16 protein-coding genes are annotated in these 16,495 nt (G+C 40.8%); 12 read left to right on the top strand and 4 right to left on the bottom strand.

Annotation, left to right across the window (positions count from 1 at the left end; genetic code table 11):
• Positions 1 to 518 precede the first annotated feature (518 nt).
• Positions 519 to 1,322 (bottom strand): inositol-1-monophosphatase, encoded by an 804-nt coding sequence (gene suhB, locus KO511_RS18000; RefSeq protein WP_215988784.1) that lies wholly within the window; start codon positions 1,320 to 1,322, stop codon positions 519 to 521.
• Positions 1,323 to 1,497: 175 nt separating this feature from the next.
• Between suhB and trmJ the strand changes: the two genes are divergently transcribed.
• The 12 genes from trmJ (at position 1,498) to fusA (ending at position 12,398) form a co-directional block, all read left to right on the top strand.
• Entirely contained in the window at positions 1,498 to 2,220 is a 723-nt protein-coding gene (gene trmJ, locus KO511_RS17995; protein WP_215988783.1) for a tRNA (cytosine(32)/uridine(32)-2'-O)-methyltransferase TrmJ, read from the top strand.
• Positions 2,221 to 2,339: 119 nt separating this feature from the next.
• Complete coding sequence (iscR, locus tag KO511_RS17990) at positions 2,340 to 2,846, top strand: Fe-S cluster assembly transcriptional regulator IscR (protein ID WP_215988782.1); 507 nt, start codon at positions 2,340 to 2,342, stop codon at positions 2,844 to 2,846.
• Between the two features lie 29 nt (positions 2,847 to 2,875).
• On the top strand, positions 2,876 to 4,090 hold the full coding sequence (locus tag KO511_RS17985) for an IscS subfamily cysteine desulfurase (protein WP_215988781.1): 1,215 nt from the start codon (positions 2,876 to 2,878) through the stop codon (positions 4,088 to 4,090).
• Between the two features lie 52 nt (positions 4,091 to 4,142).
• Positions 4,143 to 4,523, top strand: coding sequence for a Fe-S cluster assembly scaffold IscU (iscU, locus tag KO511_RS17980; RefSeq protein ID WP_215988780.1), 381 nt, complete (start codon positions 4,143 to 4,145; stop codon positions 4,521 to 4,523).
• Between the two features lie 70 nt (positions 4,524 to 4,593).
• Positions 4,594 to 4,917: an iron-sulfur cluster assembly protein IscA gene (gene iscA / locus KO511_RS17975; protein WP_215988779.1), complete on the top strand. Its 324-nt coding sequence runs from the start codon at positions 4,594 to 4,596 to the stop codon at positions 4,915 to 4,917.
• 47 nt (positions 4,918 to 4,964) lie between these two features.
• Positions 4,965 to 5,480, top strand: coding sequence for a co-chaperone HscB (gene hscB, locus KO511_RS17970; protein WP_215988778.1), 516 nt, complete (start codon positions 4,965 to 4,967; stop codon positions 5,478 to 5,480).
• A gap of 19 nt (positions 5,481 to 5,499) precedes the next feature.
• On the top strand, positions 5,500 to 7,353 hold the full coding sequence (hscA, locus tag KO511_RS17965) for a Fe-S protein assembly chaperone HscA (protein WP_215988777.1): 1,854 nt from the start codon (positions 5,500 to 5,502) through the stop codon (positions 7,351 to 7,353).
• A gap of 14 nt (positions 7,354 to 7,367) precedes the next feature.
• Entirely contained in the window at positions 7,368 to 7,706 is a 339-nt protein-coding gene (gene fdx / locus KO511_RS17960; protein ID WP_215988776.1) for an ISC system 2Fe-2S type ferredoxin, read from the top strand.
• Between the two features lie 56 nt (positions 7,707 to 7,762).
• Positions 7,763 to 7,957, top strand: a complete 195-nt coding sequence (gene iscX, locus KO511_RS17955; RefSeq protein WP_215988775.1) for a Fe-S cluster assembly protein IscX — start codon at positions 7,763 to 7,765, stop codon at positions 7,955 to 7,957.
• A gap of 164 nt (positions 7,958 to 8,121) precedes the next feature.
• Positions 8,122 to 9,420: an aminopeptidase PepB gene (gene pepB / locus KO511_RS17950; protein WP_215988774.1), complete on the top strand. Its 1,299-nt coding sequence runs from the start codon at positions 8,122 to 8,124 to the stop codon at positions 9,418 to 9,420.
• A 55-nt stretch (positions 9,421 to 9,475) separates the two neighbouring features.
• Positions 9,476 to 9,904: a nucleoside-diphosphate kinase gene (gene ndk / locus KO511_RS17945; protein WP_125322727.1), complete on the top strand. Its 429-nt coding sequence runs from the start codon at positions 9,476 to 9,478 to the stop codon at positions 9,902 to 9,904.
• 406 nt (positions 9,905 to 10,310) lie between these two features.
• Entirely contained in the window at positions 10,311 to 12,398 is a 2,088-nt protein-coding gene (gene fusA, locus KO511_RS17940; RefSeq protein ID WP_125322728.1) for an elongation factor G, read from the top strand.
• A gap of 146 nt (positions 12,399 to 12,544) precedes the next feature.
• On the opposite strand, the gene KO511_RS17935 is transcribed toward fusA, so the two are convergent.
• The 3 genes from KO511_RS17935 to KO511_RS17925 form a co-directional block, all read right to left on the bottom strand.
• Positions 12,545 to 13,444 (bottom strand): LysR substrate-binding domain-containing protein, encoded by a 900-nt coding sequence (locus tag KO511_RS17935; RefSeq protein WP_215988773.1) that lies wholly within the window; start codon positions 13,442 to 13,444, stop codon positions 12,545 to 12,547.
• A gap of 130 nt (positions 13,445 to 13,574) precedes the next feature.
• Positions 13,575 to 15,257: an AMP-binding protein gene (locus KO511_RS17930; RefSeq protein WP_215988772.1), complete on the bottom strand. Its 1,683-nt coding sequence runs from the start codon at positions 15,255 to 15,257 to the stop codon at positions 13,575 to 13,577.
• A gap of 123 nt (positions 15,258 to 15,380) precedes the next feature.
• Entirely contained in the window at positions 15,381 to 16,115 is a 735-nt protein-coding gene (locus KO511_RS17925) for a helix-turn-helix domain-containing protein (protein ID WP_215988771.1), read from the bottom strand.
• Between the last annotated feature and the right edge of the window lie 380 nt (positions 16,116 to 16,495).

The following is a 16,495-nucleotide window of genomic DNA, read 5'->3' as shown; positions in this document are numbered from 1 at the left end:
GATGTGTATAAGAGTCAGTTTTAAGGCTCTAGTCGAAAGACTGGAGCCTTTTTCATTTGAAAGCACAAGCTTAGCGGATTCAACTGATACCCAAAGAATGCGCGTGCTGGGAGTTCGAATCTCTCCACCCCTGCCATATTTAAGGCTCTAGTCGAAAGACTGGAGCCTTTTTCATGCAGCGGATTCAGCTTATTCTTCAAAGAGGCGCATGTTGGGAGTTCGATCCTATCACCTACAAATAAACGAATTCAAATTGATGTTTCCAAACTGGTTAGGCTGGCTTTTTATGTATTTGACGATGTTTTTGTGACAGAGCTTCTTTGTAGCATGCGAAAGTATCGCTTAAATTAAATGACTTTTAGTGACTGACTATTTTTAAGGTTATTGGTAGTCATGTTTGAAGGTAGTTATAGGCCGAAATAGATAGCGAGGTTCTTAAGACTGATGTTGTTTTTAATATACAAAAAAGCCCACTCAACAGAATGGGCTAGAATGTTCAATTTATGTGGGATTTTATATTATCTTAGCAGTGCGTTATTGCCGTTTTCACGGATTTTTTTAAGCATGCCCTTAACACCACGAGCACTTGAGGCTACAACATTACCTGACTTCATATAGTCGGTACTACCAGCGAAATCAGTTACAATAGCACCAGCTTCACGGGCGATGAGTTCGCCTGCTGCAATATCCCAAGGTTTAAGGCCTAATTCGAAGAAACCATCGACGCGACCAGCAGCAAGGTAACATAAGTCAAGCGCTGCAGAGCCAGTTCGACGGAAATCAGAACAGTCAACAAATAGAGAAGACATGATCTTAAAGTAGGATTCTGAGTGTTGTTTTTGTTTAAATGGGAAGCCAGTGGCTAATACTGCTCCTTGAAGATCTTTAACTTGCTTAACACGAACACGCGCGTTGTTGAGTTGAGCTCCAGATCCACGTTGAGCGGTGAAAAGTTCATTTAGCATAGGATCATAGACGCATGCAACTTCCGTTTTACCTTTTAGGCGTACAGCGATAGAAACTGAAAAGTGTGGGAAACCTTTAACAAAGTTTGTTGTGCCATCCAGAGGGTCGATAACCCATTGAACATCATCATCTTTACCTGTGAGTCTGCCTGATTCTTCACATATGATGGTGTGATCTGGGTATGAAGCTTTAATTGTGTCAATAATTATTGATTCTGCTTCTTTGTCTACGTTCGTAACAAAGTCATTGGCGCCTTTTTGAAAGGACTCGATTTTCTCTACATTTTCTAAAGATTTAGCAATATGATTGCCTGCTTTTCGTGCTGCACGAATAGCAATATTAAGCATTGGATGCATACTTATTTCCCAACGGATGTTAAAGAACAAAAACGGACGAGATTATAGCAGATAAATGGCTAAATGGAAGTGAGTGATTTTTGTTCTAATGAATATTAGTCAAAAGGACGTGGCCCTTTTTAGCTTGGTATATGTTACTATCGCGCGACTAAAATACTGTCTTGTGGAGAAACCAATGTTAAATAATGTAAAAGTAGTACTCGTTGGGACCTCACATTCAGGAAATATTGGTTCGACCGCCCGAGCAATGAAGGTGATGGGATTATCAAATTTAGTACTTGTTGAGCCTCAATGTGAATTGGATCAGCAAGCGATAGCGATGGCATCGGGAGCAAGTGACATACTACAAAACGTATCAATTGTTCGTTGTTTAGCAGATGCCATCTCAGACTGTACTCTTGTTGTGGGCTCTAGTGCTCGCTCTCGTACTTTGGAATGGCCAATGCTTGAACCTCGTGAATGTGGTGAAAAATTTGTCGAGCAAGCCTTAACATCCCCAACTGCATTAGTTTTTGGCCGCGAACGAACAGGTTTAACTAATGAAGAGCTTCAAACTTGTGATTATCATGTGTGTATCCCAGCCAACCCCGAATATAGTTCGTTAAATCTCGCGATGGCAGTGCAAACACTGAGTTATGAAATTCGCATGGCCTACTTGGAGCAGAAAAAGAAACAATACCAACCAAATGAAGCTCCAGACTTTCCCAGACATAAAGAGTTAGAAATGTTTTTTACTCATCTTGATAAAGTCGCAAAAGATGTTGATTTTATTCATCAAAATCAGCCTGGTAAAGTTATGAGTAAGCTACGCCGGTTGTTTATTCGTGCGAGGCCAGAAGCACAAGAGCTAAATATCCTGCGTGGTATTTTGACTGCTATTGAGAAAAAAAACCGTTAATCCTTGCCTCCTTTATCTTTAGAACTAATACTTGAGTGAAATGCTTGGTTAAATACTTGACTAATTTAGTCGGGTATGAAAGAATTTATAGCACATAAATGATGTGGATATGGTGTTATATGAGACTTACATCTAAAGGAAGATATGCAGTTACGGCCATGTTAGATGTGGCTCTACACTCGCAACAGACTCCAGTACCTCTGGCGGATATTTCTGAACGTCAGGGCATCTCACTTTCTTATTTAGAACAACTTTTTTCCAAATTACGCAAAGCAGGTTTGGTTGCCAGTGTGCGCGGTCCTGGGGGCGGTTATCGCTTGGGAACTGATGCTCATTCTATCGCAATAGGCACTGTCATTGCAGCAGTTGATGAGTCTGTAGACGCAACTAAATGCCATGGTAGAGGTGATTGCCAAGGTGGAACTCGTTGCCTAACACATACATTGTGGCACGATCTGAGTTCACGTATTAGTGATTTTTTAAACAACATCACCTTAGGTGAGTTGATGACAGATAACGATGTCCTAGAAGTTTCTGATCGCCAAGATTTAGATCTTGCGGCTAATCATGGGTTTTCTAAAAAGAATTCTAACACCGCGCCCATCGGTATAAATTTCCGCTCTTAAGCGGTTTGCCTGTTACATTGGAGTAGAAAATGAAACTGCCTATTTATCTTGATTATTCAGCAACATGCCCTGTTGACCCCCGGGTAGCTGAAAAAATGGTTCAGTATATGACTATGGACGGTACGTTTGGTAACCCAGCATCCCGCTCACATAGATATGGCTGGCAGGCGGAAGAAGCAGTAGACACTGCTCGTGAACAGATTGCGGATTTATTGAACGCTGATCCTCGTGAGATAGTATTTACATCGGGTGCGACTGAGTCAGATAACTTAGCCATTAAAGGTGCTGCTCATTTTTATTCGAAAAAGGGTAAGCATGTCATCACTTGTAAAACAGAACACAAAGCGGTACTTGATCCTTGTCGCCAGCTGGAGCGTGAAGGTTTTGAGGTTACTTATCTAGAGCCTGAAACTGATGGCATTGTTGATATTAAAAAACTTGAAGCAGCAATGCGTGAAGACACCGTTTTAGTGTCAATCATGCATGTAAACAATGAAATTGGTGTGGTTCAAGATGTGGCTGCGATTGGTGATTTGTGTCGTAGTCGTAAAATTGTCTTTCACATTGATGCCGCTCAGTCCGCGGGTAGGCTAGCCATTGATGTGCAAGAGATGAAAATCGATTTAATTTCTTTATCTGCGCATAAAGCCTATGGCCCTAAAGGTATTGGTGCTCTTTATGTTCGTCGTAAACCACGTATTCGCTTAGAAGCTCAAATGCATGGTGGTGGTCATGAGCGTGGTTTTCGTTCAGGTACCTTAGCAACCCACCAAATTGTTGGTATGGGTGAAGCTTTCCGTATTGCGAAAGAAGATATGCAGAAAGACTATGAACACGCACTGGCGCTTCGTAATCGTTTGTTTGATGGTGTAAAAGATCTTGAGGCTGTAACGGTTAATGGTTCACTTGAACAGCGCGTACCTCACAACCTAAACATTAGTTTTGCTTTCGTTGAAGGTGAATCTTTATTGATGTCACTGAAAGATCTTGCAGTGTCTTCAGGCAGTGCTTGTACCTCCGCAAGTCTTGAGCCTTCATATGTACTGCGTGCTTTAGGGCTAAATGATGAACTTGCACATAGTTCAGTTAGATTCTCATTTGGGCGTTTTACAACAGAAGCAGAAGTTGATTACGCAATAGAGCAAATCAGAGTAGCGGTGACTAAGCTACGCGACATGTCTCCTCTATGGGATATGTACAAGGAAGGAGTGGATTTAAGTACAGTTGAGTGGGCACACCACTAACTTGTTAAATTACGCTTCAGTGATAGATATAGAGGATTCGAGGTAAAAAATTATGGCATATAGCGAAAAAGTAATTGATCACTACGAGAACCCAAGAAATGTGGGTTCATTTGATAAAGAAGATCCTAATATCGGTAGTGGTATGGTGGGTGCTCCGGCTTGTGGTGACGTGATGAAGTTGCAAATTAAAGTGACTTCAGAAGGTATTATTGAAGATGCAAAATTCAAAACCTATGGCTGTGGCAGTGCGATTGCATCAAGTTCACTGGTTACTGAGTGGGTTAAAGGCAAAAGCATAGATGAAGCTGCAGAGATTAAAAATGCTGAGATTGCGGAAGAGCTTGAGCTGCCTCCTGTGAAAGTTCATTGTTCAATTCTCGCTGAAGATGCAATCAAAGCAGCCGTTGCGGACTACAAGAAAAAACACCAATAATAGGTCATTCCTATATGATGGGAGCTGATTGCTCCCATTCCATTTGTTAACAAAGAGATTAAGGTGCAGTATGGCCATTACAATGACAGAAACGGCAGCAAGTCGCGTTAGAACATTCTTAGAAAGCCGAGGTAAAGGTGTCGGTTTACGTCTGGGTGTGAAAACGACAGGTTGTTCTGGCATGGCTTATGTACTTGAGTTTGTCGATGAGCTTAATGAAGGAGATGAAGTGTTTGATTTCCAAGGTGTTAAAGTTATTATCGACAAAAAAAGCTTAGTCTATTTGGATGGTACTGAGCTCGACTACATTAAGGAAGGGCTAAATGAAGGTTTTGAGTTTAACAACCCTAATGCGAAAAGCGAATGTGGTTGTGGCGAAAGCTTCAACGTATAAGCGATAAGTGCCGACTGGCCCTGTTTTATCTAAGGACCGATTTCTTAATGAATTACTTCAAATTATTCGGGCTACCAAGTCAGTTTCAGCTGGATGGTAGCCTTCTTTCTTCACAGTTCCGTGAATTGCAAAAGCGCTTTCATCCCGATAACTTTGCTGCATCATCAGAGCGCGACCGTTTGCTGGCTGTGCAAAAGGCATCACAAATTAATGATGCTTATCATGTGCTTAAAAATCCTCTCTCCCGTTCTGAATACATACTGGCGGAAAATGGATTGGATGTCCGTGATGAACAGCAAACGATGAGTGATCCAATGTTCTTGATTGAACAAATGGAGCTGAGAGAGGAGCTTGAAGATATCCCATCTCAAGTTGACTCTGAGGCCGCACTGTTTGATTTTGATAGTAAAGTAAGCAAAATGTACAAACGATATCTTCAATCAGTTGAACTTGAATTGAATGCAGGCCAATGGGTTCAAGCTGCGGAGACTGTGCGCAAACTAAAATTTGTTTCCAAACTGAAAAATGAAATTGAACTAGTGGAAGATAAGCTCCTCGGCTAGTTAAGAATAAGGATCAACCATGGCATTACTTCAAATCGCAGAACCGGGGCAAAGTTCTGCTCCTCATGAACATAAGCTTGCGGCGGGTATTGATCTAGGTACGACCAATTCTTTGGTTGCTGCTATTCGTAGTGGCAATGCTTCGACGTTAAAAGATGAACAAGGGCGTAGTCTCCTGCCTTCTGTCGTTAATTATGCTCAAGCTCAGCCTTCTATTGGTCATGACGCCAAACAACTGGCCGAATTGGATCCAGAAAATACCATCATTTCGGTTAAACGTCTGCTAGGCCGCTCATTACAAGATATTCAAGTTCGTTACCCTGATTTGCCGTATCATTTCAAAGAAAGTGACAATGGTTTACCTGTGTTTCAGACAGCCTCAGGTGATAAAAACCCGATCCAGGTATCGGCTGATATTTTAAAATCGCTAGCGCAGCGCGCTCAACAAACATTAGGCGGTGATTTATCAGGAGTGGTGATAACAGTACCTGCCTATTTTGATGATGCTCAGCGTGCTGGTACTAAAGATGCGGCTAAGTTAGCTGGACTAAATGTACTTCGTTTGTTAAATGAACCGACAGCAGCAGCTATTGCTTATGGTCTGGATTCTGGTCAAGAAGGAATTATTGCTGTTTATGATCTTGGTGGAGGCACTTTTGATGTGTCTATCCTGCGTTTGTCCAAAGGTGTCTTTGAAGTACTGGCAACAGGCGGAGATTCAGCTTTAGGTGGTGATGATTTTGATCATCTTTTGGCTGAATATCTAATCGAGAAGGCTGGAATTAAACTTCCGCTCTCTGCTGAGCAGCGCAGAATGATTTTGAACTTAGCTGCAGAGACCAAGATTGCATTTTCAGAGCAAGACAACGTTGATGTTGATCTTTACGATTGGACGGGGAGTATTTCAAGAACTGAATTTGAATCTTTAATACGTCCTTTAGTTAAAAAAACGTTGCTGTCTTGTCGACGAGCTTTGAAAGATGCTCAAGTTGATATAGAAGATATTCTCGACGTTGTCATGGTTGGAGGCTCTACACGTACTCTGCTGGTACGTGAAATGGTGGGTGAGTTTTTTGGCCGTACACCTTTAACGAGTATCAACCCTGACGAAGTTGTTGCCATCGGAGCTGGAATTCAAGCGGATATCTTGGTTGGTAATAAACCTGATTCTGATATGCTACTGTTGGATGTTATTCCTCTTTCGCTTGGGATAGAAACCATGGGTGGCTTGGTCGAGAAAATTATTCCACGTAATACCACAATCCCAGTTGCTCGAGCTCAAGAGTTTACCACTTTCAAAGATGGTCAGACGGCAATGAGTGTCCATGTCGTGCAAGGTGAACGAGAAATAGTCGATGACTGTCGTTCTTTAGCACGCTTCTCACTTAAAGGTATTCCACCAATGGCTGCCGGAGCTGCACATATAAGAGTGACTTACCAAGTGGATGCTGATGGATTATTATCCGTTAATGCGATGGAGAAAAGCACGAAAGTTCAGTCAGAAATTCAAGTTAAGCCGTCTTACGGTTTAAGTGATGATGAAGTGGCGAATATGCTCCGTGATTCGATGACTTATGCTAAAGAAGATATGTTGGCACGAGCACTTGCTGAACAACGAGTTGAAGCTGATAGAGTCATTGAAGGTTTAGTGGTGGCAATGCAAGCAGATGGTGATGAACTCTTGTCTGATCTGGAACGAGATACCTTAGTTAATGCGATTGAGTCATTGATTGAGTTGCGTAATGGTGATGATGCAGATGCCATCGAGCAAGGAATTAAGAATACTGATAAGGCGAGTCAAGATTTTGCGTCGCGCCGTATGGATAAGTCGATTCGAGCTGCACTGTCAGGTCAATCAGTAGATGATATTTAAGAGAAACAATTATTATGCCTAAGATTATTGTATTACCGCATGAAGATTTATGCCCAGATGGAGCAGTTTTGGAAGCAAGTGCGGGTGACACGGTACTTGATGTCGCGCTTAAAAATGGTATTGGCATTGAGCATGCTTGTGAAAAATCTTGTGCTTGTACAACATGCCATATCGTGGTTCGTGAGGGTTTTGACTCTCTAGATGAGAGTGATGAACTTGAAGATGATATGTTAGATAAAGCTTGGGGCCTCGAGCCAGAGTCTCGTTTAGGCTGCCAAGCTAGGGTTACCAATGAAGACTTAGTGGTTGAAATTCCTAAGTATACATTGAACCATGCTTCAGAAGATCACTAGACCATAAGTACATTTGTGGTGACAATGACTAATCTTGATTAGAAGGAAGTTGAGTAATGAAATGGACAGATTCGCGTGATATTGCGATAGAGCTGTGTGATAAGTTTCCAGATCTTGACCCTAAAACAGTACGTTTTACTGATTTGCATAAATGGATCACTGAACTGGAAGAGTTTGATGATGAACCTAATCGCTCAAATGAAAAAATCCTTGAAGCTGTGATTTTATGCTGGATGGATGAAATGGATTAGTTGAGGCTGTAAAATCCTTCTCAGTTAACAATTCTTATTTTAAATAACGGGTCCAATCGCCCGTTTTTTTATCGAATTGATATTTTTACCTGCCAAGATGCTAACATCTGTAAGTTGAGTGAAAAGGGCGTAGAGTACGCCAGTAATAAAGACAAGGAGAAACCATGTCTGCACAGATGTCAGTATTTTTGAGTACAGAATTAGCACCAGCCTATTGGGGAGAAAAAGCCATTCTTTCTTTCTCTGAGCAGCGTGCGACGATTCACTTGAGTCAAGACAATGAGTTAGATATTGTCCAACGGGCTGCACGAAAGCTAGATTCTCAAGGAATATCCTCTATTTCACTAGAAGGCGCGGGTTGGGATCTAGAAAGTGTTTGGGCGTTTCATCAGGGTTATCGTACTCCAAAGAAAAAGAATACTTTGATTTTACCTGAGCTTGTCGATGCCGCGCAGGCAGAACTTGACGCTCGTATTAAATCAACCGAATTTACGCGTGATATTATTAACAAGCCTGCTGAGGAGGTTGCGCCAAGGCAACTTGCGACAATGGCTGCTGAATTTATCAAGTCAGTTGCACCAAAAGGCACAGTTAAAATCCGTATTGTAAAAGATAAAGATCTATTGGATGAAGGCTGGGAAGGTGTTTACGCTGTAGGGCGTGGTTCAGAGAGAACATCTGCAATGCTGCAGCTTGATTACAATCCGACTGGGGACGAAAATGCACCAATATGGGCTTGTCTAGTGGGTAAAGGGATAACCTTTGATTCTGGTGGTTATAGTATTAAACCGTCTAATTCTATGACGTCGATGAAAGCCGATATGGGAGGCTCTGCTACTATTACGGGTGGTTTAGCCCTTGCTATTATGCGTGGTCTTAACAAGCGAGTAAAATTGATTCTCTGCTGTGCTGAGAACATGATTTCTGGTAGGGCATTAAAGTTAGGTGACATTATCACTTACAAAAATGGTAAAACAGTTGAGATAATGAATACTGATGCTGAAGGGCGTTTGGTGTTGGCTGATGGTTTGATATACGCAAGCGAACAAAAGCCTCAGCTGATCATTGATTGTGCCACTTTAACAGGCGCTGCAAAAAATGCATTAGGTAATGATTACCACGCTCTTATGAGTTTTGATGAGTCACTTTCTCAGCAGGCTTTATCTGCCGCTAAAGAAGAAAAAGAAGGGCTGTGGTCACTTCCACTGGCCAGTCATCACCGAGATATGCTACCGTCAAACTTTGCTGATTTATCCAATATCAGCAGTGGTGATTTCTCACCTGGCGCTAGTACAGCGGCTGCATTTTTATCTTATTTTGTTGAAGATTATCACAAAGGGTGGTTACACTTTGACTGCGCAGCTACGTATTGCAAGTCCTCAACAAATATGTGGGCTGCAGGTGCAACTGGAGTTGGCGTGCGCACTTTAGCTGGTTTACTTATCCAGCAAGCCAACCAGTAATTTTAGTGGCGATAAATCGTTTCTTAACAGTAATAAAATATAAAAAGGTATATCTATGGCTCTAGAAAGAACATTTTCTATCATCAAGCCTGATGCAGTAGAACGCAATTTGATTGGTGAAATTTACAATCGTATTGAGAAAGCAGGCCTTCAGATTATCGCAGCAAAGATGGTGCGATTGACAGAAGAGCAAGCAAGTGGTTTTTACGCTGAGCACGAAGGTAAGCCATTTTTTCCTTCATTAAAGGAGTTTATGACTTCAGGGCCTATTATGGTTCAGGTGCTTGAAGGTGAAAGTGCAATTTCGCGTTACCGTGAGCTTATGGGCAAAACCAACCCTGAAGAGGCTGCGTGTGGTACGATTCGTGCGGATTATGCTTTGAACATGCGCCTTAATTCGGTACATGGCTCTGATAGTTCTGAATCCGCTGCTAGAGAAATTGAATTTTTCTTTCCAGCTGCTGAAATTTGCCCACGCGGTTGATTCGCTTTTATACATAATTAAGTGCTGTCTATATCGATAGCACTTTTTATTAGATTGCTTTTCTTATCCATTAAATCGCTTTATCCGATTGATACCTAGGTTCGCTAGCCATTAAGTTTTTAAGATACACATTATTGATTATGATAAAATCATGTAATTAGATTGGTGGCCGGATAACGACTTTGATATTTGTTATTTCGAAGATATCAAGTTTGAGTTAAATATTATTCTAACTAATTGAAAAATAATGAGGTCTGACATTTACTGTCTGGTAAAGACTTTGCTTATGGTAAGCTAACTTTAGTGAGATAAGTTTTTTCATTCACATAAGCACGCAAAGCTATCAGTCTTGACAGATTATGATATACTCTGCGCGCAATTTATACCTTATTAACAGAGTAAGACAATGGCAGATCTATCAAAGTACAGAAACATTGGTATTTTCGCGCACGTTGATGCGGGTAAAACTACCACCACTGAGCGTATCCTTAAGCTTACTGGTAAAATCCACAAAACTGGTGAAGTACACGACGGTGAGTCTACTACCGACTTCATGGAACAGGAAGCTGAGCGTGGAATCACTATTCAGTCTGCTGCCGTAACTTGTGAGTGGAAAGGCCACCGCCTAAACGTCATTGATACTCCGGGACACGTTGACTTTACAGTTGAAGTATATCGTTCACTTAAAGTTCTTGACGGTGGTATCGGTGTATTCTGTGGTTCTGGTGGTGTTGAGCCTCAGTCAGAGACTAACTGGCGCTACGCGAATGATTCAGAAGTATCTCGTTTGATTTTCGTCAACAAACTAGATCGTATTGGTGCAGACTTCTTACGCGTTGTTGACCAAGTAAAAAATGTTCTTGGCGCTAACCCACTAGTAATGACTCTGCCTATCGGCCGTGAAGATGACTTCGTTGGTGTTGTAGACATATTAACCCGTAAAGCATATGTATGGGATGACACTGGTCTTCCTGAAAACTATGAAGTTCAAGATATCCCTGCGGATATGCTTGATGACGTAGAACAGTACCGTGAAGAGCTAGTTGAAACGGTTGTAGAGCAAGACGACGACCTAATGGAAGCTTATATGGAAGGTGAAGAGCCTTCTCTCGAGCAGTTAAAAACGTGTATCCGTAAAGGTACTCGCGATCTAGCCTTCTTCCCAACATTCTGTGGTTCTGCATTTAAGAACAAGGGTGTTCAGCTAGTTCTAGATGCAGTAGTAGATTACCTACCTGCACCAACTGAAGTTGATCCTCAGCCGTTAACTGATCCAGACACAGGTGAGCCTACTGGTGAAGTTGCGACAGTATCTTCAGACGAGCCACTAAAAGCGCTAGCATTCAAAATTATGGATGACCGCTTTGGTGCTCTAACCTTTATCCGCATATACTCAGGTCGCTTGAAGAAGGGTGATACTATCCTTAACTCTGCAACTGGTAAGACTGAACGTATCGGTCGTATGTGTGAGATGCAAGCAGATGAGCGTAACGAGCTTACTGAAGCGCAAGCTGGTGACATCATTGCGGTTGTGGGAATGAAGAACGTTCAAACAGGTCACACTTTATGTGATCCTAAGCATGAATGTACTCTTGAAGCTATGATCTTCCCTGAACCTGTAATCTCTATCGCTGTAGCACCTAAAGATAAAGGTTCTACTGAGAAAATGAGTATTGCTATCGGTAAAATGGTTGCAGAAGATCCATCATTCCAAGTTGAGACTGATGAAGATTCAGGTGAGACTATCTTAAAAGGTATGGGTGAACTTCACTTAGACATCAAGGTAGATATCCTTAAGCGTACTTATGGTGTTGAGCTAGAAGTGGGAGCTCCTCAGGTAGCATACCGTGAAACAATTACTCAACCTGTTGAAGATAGCTACACGCACAAGAAGCAGTCTGGTGGTTCTGGTCAGTTCGCGAAAATCGACTACCGCATCAAGCCTGGTGAGCCAAACTCTGGTTTCACGTTCTCTTCAAAGGTTGTTGGTGGTAACGTACCTAAAGAATTTTGGCCTGCAGTCGAAAAAGGCTTCGGCAGCATGATGGATCATGGTGTTCTTGCTGGATTCCCAACGCTAGATGTTGAAGTTGAACTATACGATGGTGGTTTCCACGCAGTTGACTCTTCGGCTATCGCTTACGAAATTGCAGCTAAAGGTGCATTCCGTCAGTCTATGCCAAAAGCAGGAGCGCAGCTTCTAGAGCCGATTATGAACGTTGACGTATTTACTCCAGAAGACAATGTTGGTGATGTAATTGGTGACCTTAACCGTCGTCGTGGTATGATCAAAGATCAACAAGCTGGTACTACAGGTGTTCGCATTAAAGCAGATGTACCTCTATCAGAAATGTTTGGTTACATTGGTCACCTACGTACTATTACTTCTGGTCGTGGTCAGTTCTCTATGGAATTTGCACACTATGCACCTTGCCCAATGAACGTTGCTGAGCAAGTTATCGCAGAAGTTAAAGAGCGTGACGCTAAGAAGTAATTATTACTTTAGCCAAGTCGTTTAATAAACCCCTGAAGTGAAACTTCAGGGGTTTTCTTTTTATAAGTAATTAATACAATATGATGAGATAAGTGTATTTATCTGGCCAATCAATGAGTAAGTAAATGAAATTATTCATTGATTAGCTATTCTGCAATTTCACTGCGTAACCATTCTGAGAATACGGTAATTCGTTGCTGACGGGGTGAGTCATTATCATAAAATAAATTGAACTGTATCCCAGGATTTATGCCAATATCAAATGGCTTGGTAAGTAAACCTCTTTCAACATAGTCATTAGCTAAAGAATCTGATGCCAAGCATGCGCCATGGCCAGCCATTACTGCATTCATAGCGTGATCAAAGGTTGCAACCTCCATCCACTGAACCGACTCTTTATTCATGGTGACACCTGCTTGAGCAAACCAAGTTTGCCATGGATAGCCACCAGATTCATAATGAATGAGCAGAGTGTTAAGTAATTGTTTAGGAGAAGTTAAAGTGATTGCTTTGGTAAAATTAGGCGAACAGAAAGGGTAAATTGTTTCCTCAAATAGAAATTGTTTATGTAATGTTTGATTTCTATTGATATCAATTTCATCACCTTGCCAAATAGCAAGATCGGCATCTCCTTGTTTAATTTTAGGGGCGTTACAACTAGTGATAATACGTATCGGAATGTTTGGGTATTGGGTAGAAAACTTCCACAGCCTAGGCAGTAGCCAGCGAGAAGCAAACGAAGGTGTTGAGCTGACACAGAGTAGACCCTCTACGGGTTCACTTTGGATTTGATTTAGTCCAGTTACAATACTCTCAAAGCCTTGAGAGACGTATTTAGACAATATTTTACCGTGTTCTGTTAGGCGCATTTCTCGCCCATCTCGCATAAAAAGCTTGCAGCCTAATACATCTTCAAGTTGGCGAATTTTTTGACTGACAGCAGCTTGACTGACAAATAACTCCTCAGCAGCGCGGCTGTAACTTTTTAGTCTAGCCGCGACCTCAAAATAACGCAGACCCGATAAGTGATGTAGGCGAACATCCATAGCCAATCCCTAATTATTGTTTTGATTATGATAATCACTTGTATCGAAAAAGAAAAAGGATAGCATCCGCTATCCTTTTGCCATGGATAAACAAAAATCATGATTGAAGTGAAAAGATTGCCAGGGCCTATTACTCCCAAACCACAAGCTGGCCTTTTGGCCAATTTTGTCCAACATCATGATATTTTTGTTCGAGAATATGACGCTTTATTTTCAAGGTTGGTGTCAGAATGCCATTTTCAATACTCCAAGGATCTTTAATCATCAAAACACCTTTGATTTGTTCGTGTGACTCCAAAGATTCGTTCATTTTTGCAATGACTTTGTTGGTTGTTTTCTCGTAACGACTCCTATCGAAGTTAGGGAAGTCATGTGGAACAACTAATAGTATTGGTGAGGGCAACCCAAGTCCTATCAAACACATCATTTCAACTCGGCTATATTCGAATAGTTTTTTCTCAATTGGTACGGGCGCAACAAACTTTCCTTTAGCCGTTTTAAAGGTGTCTTTTTTACGGCCTTGGATTGTTAGATAGCCTTCACTATCAATTGAACCTATATCGCCTGTATGTAACCAGCCAGTGGAGTTGAAGGATTCTTGAGTCGCAATATCATTTTTATAGTAACCGGAAAATAGACCTTCACCACTCACCAATATTTCATCATCGTCTGCAATTTTTAGTTTAATGCCGGGTCCGGCATTACCAACAGTGCCTATTTTGTCTGCGCGAAATGGGTAATTGATTGTGCTATAAGCAAATGATTCGGTCATTCCCCAAGCTTCGGTAATATTAAGCCCGATACTGTGGTACCAGTTGAGAAGAGCTGGTGATACAGGTGCCGAGCCACACCCCAAAACACGTGCTTTATCTAGGCCAAGTCCATCAGCAAGTTTCTTTTTAATCAGAGAATTTACAAAGGGTATTTTGAGCAGAATATTCAGTTTTTTCTGTGGTAGTTTATCTTGAATTCTTTGCTGAAAAACGGTCCAAAGTCGAGGGACAGAGATAAAGAGTGTTGGTCGGTGCATTTTCACATCTTCGATAAAGGTATCGAGTGATTCTGGAAATGCTGTAGGTACTCCACCCACAATAGAGCATCCGAATATGTAGACTCTTTCTGTAATATGAGCCAGTGGAAGATAAGAAAACAGGCGGTCATTAGGTTCTATGCCTATATGGTTGATCAATTGTTGTACTGACCAGTTATATGCACCATAAGTTAACATGGCACCTTTGGGTAAGCCAGATGTACCAGAGGTGTATACAAGCGACATTAGTTTATCGTCATCATGCTCGGGGCGATAGGTACTTGGCTGAATATTGTCTACTAGAGTCTCATATTCATGCTGGCAATTAGGTGCAGTATCGTATGGTAGAGAGAGGCTGATCAAATTTGGCATGCTATCTAAAACTTGCTGCGTTGCAGATGTATTATCAAGTTTACCACCAATAAGAGCTTTACTTTCACTATGATTGATACAGTATTCTATCGTTTCCGCTCCAGCGGTTGGGAAGATTGGTACACTGATAAAGTCGCCGAGCATCATAGCTAAGTCACAGATAAACCACTCAGCACAATTTTTTGATACCAGAGCAATTTTATCACGGGGTTTTAAGCCGAGTGATTGTAAAGCAGAGACCAGTTTTAAAGCTTTGTCAGCGACTTCGGCATAGGTGAATTCAACGAACTGACGATTGATAATCTGTTTAAGGTAAACTTCATTAGGGCGTTCCTCTGCCCAACGAAGGATCATTTCATTAGGTGGTGGAATAGTACAAGTACTTTTGCGTAACTCGTTAGGCTGAATCATTTTCTAACTCCATGTTATTAGCAAAGTTATTATATTGTTATTGTTAACAGCGTGTTAACTCTAGCATGGAGGGTAATAAAGCTGGAAACCTTAGTAGAAAAACTTGTGACCAGAGTGTGAAAACTAATGCAGTTGTCTATAGATGGCTGGGCTCAATCCTGTTTTCTTTTTGAATATTCTTGAGAAGTAAGAAACGTCATTGTATCCGCATTGAAATGCAATAAAAGAAATTTTCTCCTTTTTTTCACTTAGTAGCTGTTTAGCAAGGTTGATTCTTTGGAAGGTTAAGTAGTCTCGAAAGCAAACACCGATAGTTTGATGAAAAAATCTTGAAAAGTAGGTCACTGAATAATGGCAGTATTCGGCAATGTCTTGTTCACGAATTTTACGTGATAAATTGTTGTCTATATACCTCAGTATTTCAACCAAATCTTTGTTTATAACTTTTTGTTCAATTAATTCAGGTGCCTTATATGTTTCTAATACTTCGTGGTGGTTATTGAATTGACAGTAAATCTTTTTGCTTAGTTCTTCGGCCCACTCTTTCGTGGTATTTTCATTTAGGTTTAAAGTAGAAAGTACTATATCAAGTTTCTCAACCTCAAGGCATAGATTATCTTTGTATATTAAGATGATATGTTTGTTTAGATTCTGACATATTTTAGACGCGGTTAGAAATAATGAATCAAAGTTTTTCTCGTAAAAGAAAAAGCAAAAATGGGTATCAGACTCGCTTAGTACAGAAACATCATAGCCGAAATCAAGTAAATTAAAATACTCTTCTAAATCCCTAACAGTATCTTTTTTAACATAACTTATTGATTGGCCAAGCCAATATGCTTTATGCAATATGTCCACAGACCTAAGTTCCCCACTAAACCTTTGTACTTACTAACATTAAGGGTAGGTTAGAGAGTGGCAATCTCAACCATAACTTTATTGTTGATTCTTGAGTTTTAGATACATTAATCACAACTCTTTGTTGGTATTAGGACTATTAATTCAGATTTAACTTGTGACTTATGTCTTTTTTGTTTTTTATTAACATTGTCAAGTTTCAAAACTGATAAAAAATAAAAAATAAAGGAAAAAACACATGTATTACTTACTGTGATGGCTTTTTTTATAATAAAAACAGTGGAATAAAATATTTTATAAATCAGTGATGTTTGGGTTTAATATTCTAGACTATGAGGTAAGTTGTGTTTTTGTGCAGATAAGTTTATTTGTTTAAATGA

It is taken from the genome of Vibrio hepatarius (assembly GCF_018860525.1).
GTDB lineage: Bacteria > Pseudomonadota > Gammaproteobacteria > Enterobacterales > Vibrionaceae > Vibrio > Vibrio hepatarius_B.
The sequence above is the reverse complement of the archived record's forward strand: the minus strand, read 5'-3'. Positions and strand labels throughout refer to the sequence as shown.

What these genes read in the sequence shown, in the direction of transcription:
- suhB (WP_215988784.1), bottom strand. Translation starts at nt 1,322, where the DNA reads ATGCATCCAATGCTTAATATTGCTATTCGTGCAGCACGAAAAGCAGGC.
- trmJ (WP_215988783.1), top strand. Translation starts at nt 1,498, where the DNA reads ATGTTAAATAATGTAAAAGTAGTACTCGTTGGGACCTCACATTCAGGA.
- iscR (WP_215988782.1), top strand. Translation starts at nt 2,340, where the DNA reads ATGAGACTTACATCTAAAGGAAGATATGCAGTTACGGCCATGTTAGAT.
- KO511_RS17985 (WP_215988781.1), top strand. Translation starts at nt 2,876, where the DNA reads ATGAAACTGCCTATTTATCTTGATTATTCAGCAACATGCCCTGTTGAC.
- iscU (WP_215988780.1), top strand. Translation starts at nt 4,143, where the DNA reads ATGGCATATAGCGAAAAAGTAATTGATCACTACGAGAACCCAAGAAAT.
- iscA (WP_215988779.1), top strand. Translation starts at nt 4,594, where the DNA reads ATGGCCATTACAATGACAGAAACGGCAGCAAGTCGCGTTAGAACATTC.
- hscB (WP_215988778.1), top strand. Translation starts at nt 4,965, where the DNA reads ATGAATTACTTCAAATTATTCGGGCTACCAAGTCAGTTTCAGCTGGAT.
- hscA (WP_215988777.1), top strand. Translation starts at nt 5,500, where the DNA reads ATGGCATTACTTCAAATCGCAGAACCGGGGCAAAGTTCTGCTCCTCAT.
- fdx (WP_215988776.1), top strand. Translation starts at nt 7,368, where the DNA reads ATGCCTAAGATTATTGTATTACCGCATGAAGATTTATGCCCAGATGGA.
- iscX (WP_215988775.1), top strand. Translation starts at nt 7,763, where the DNA reads ATGAAATGGACAGATTCGCGTGATATTGCGATAGAGCTGTGTGATAAG.
- pepB (WP_215988774.1), top strand. Translation starts at nt 8,122, where the DNA reads ATGTCTGCACAGATGTCAGTATTTTTGAGTACAGAATTAGCACCAGCC.
- ndk (WP_125322727.1), top strand. Translation starts at nt 9,476, where the DNA reads ATGGCTCTAGAAAGAACATTTTCTATCATCAAGCCTGATGCAGTAGAA.
- fusA (WP_125322728.1), top strand. Translation starts at nt 10,311, where the DNA reads ATGGCAGATCTATCAAAGTACAGAAACATTGGTATTTTCGCGCACGTT.
- KO511_RS17935 (WP_215988773.1), bottom strand. Translation starts at nt 13,444, where the DNA reads ATGGATGTTCGCCTACATCACTTATCGGGTCTGCGTTATTTTGAGGTC.
- KO511_RS17930 (WP_215988772.1), bottom strand. Translation starts at nt 15,257, where the DNA reads ATGATTCAGCCTAACGAGTTACGCAAAAGTACTTGTACTATTCCACCA.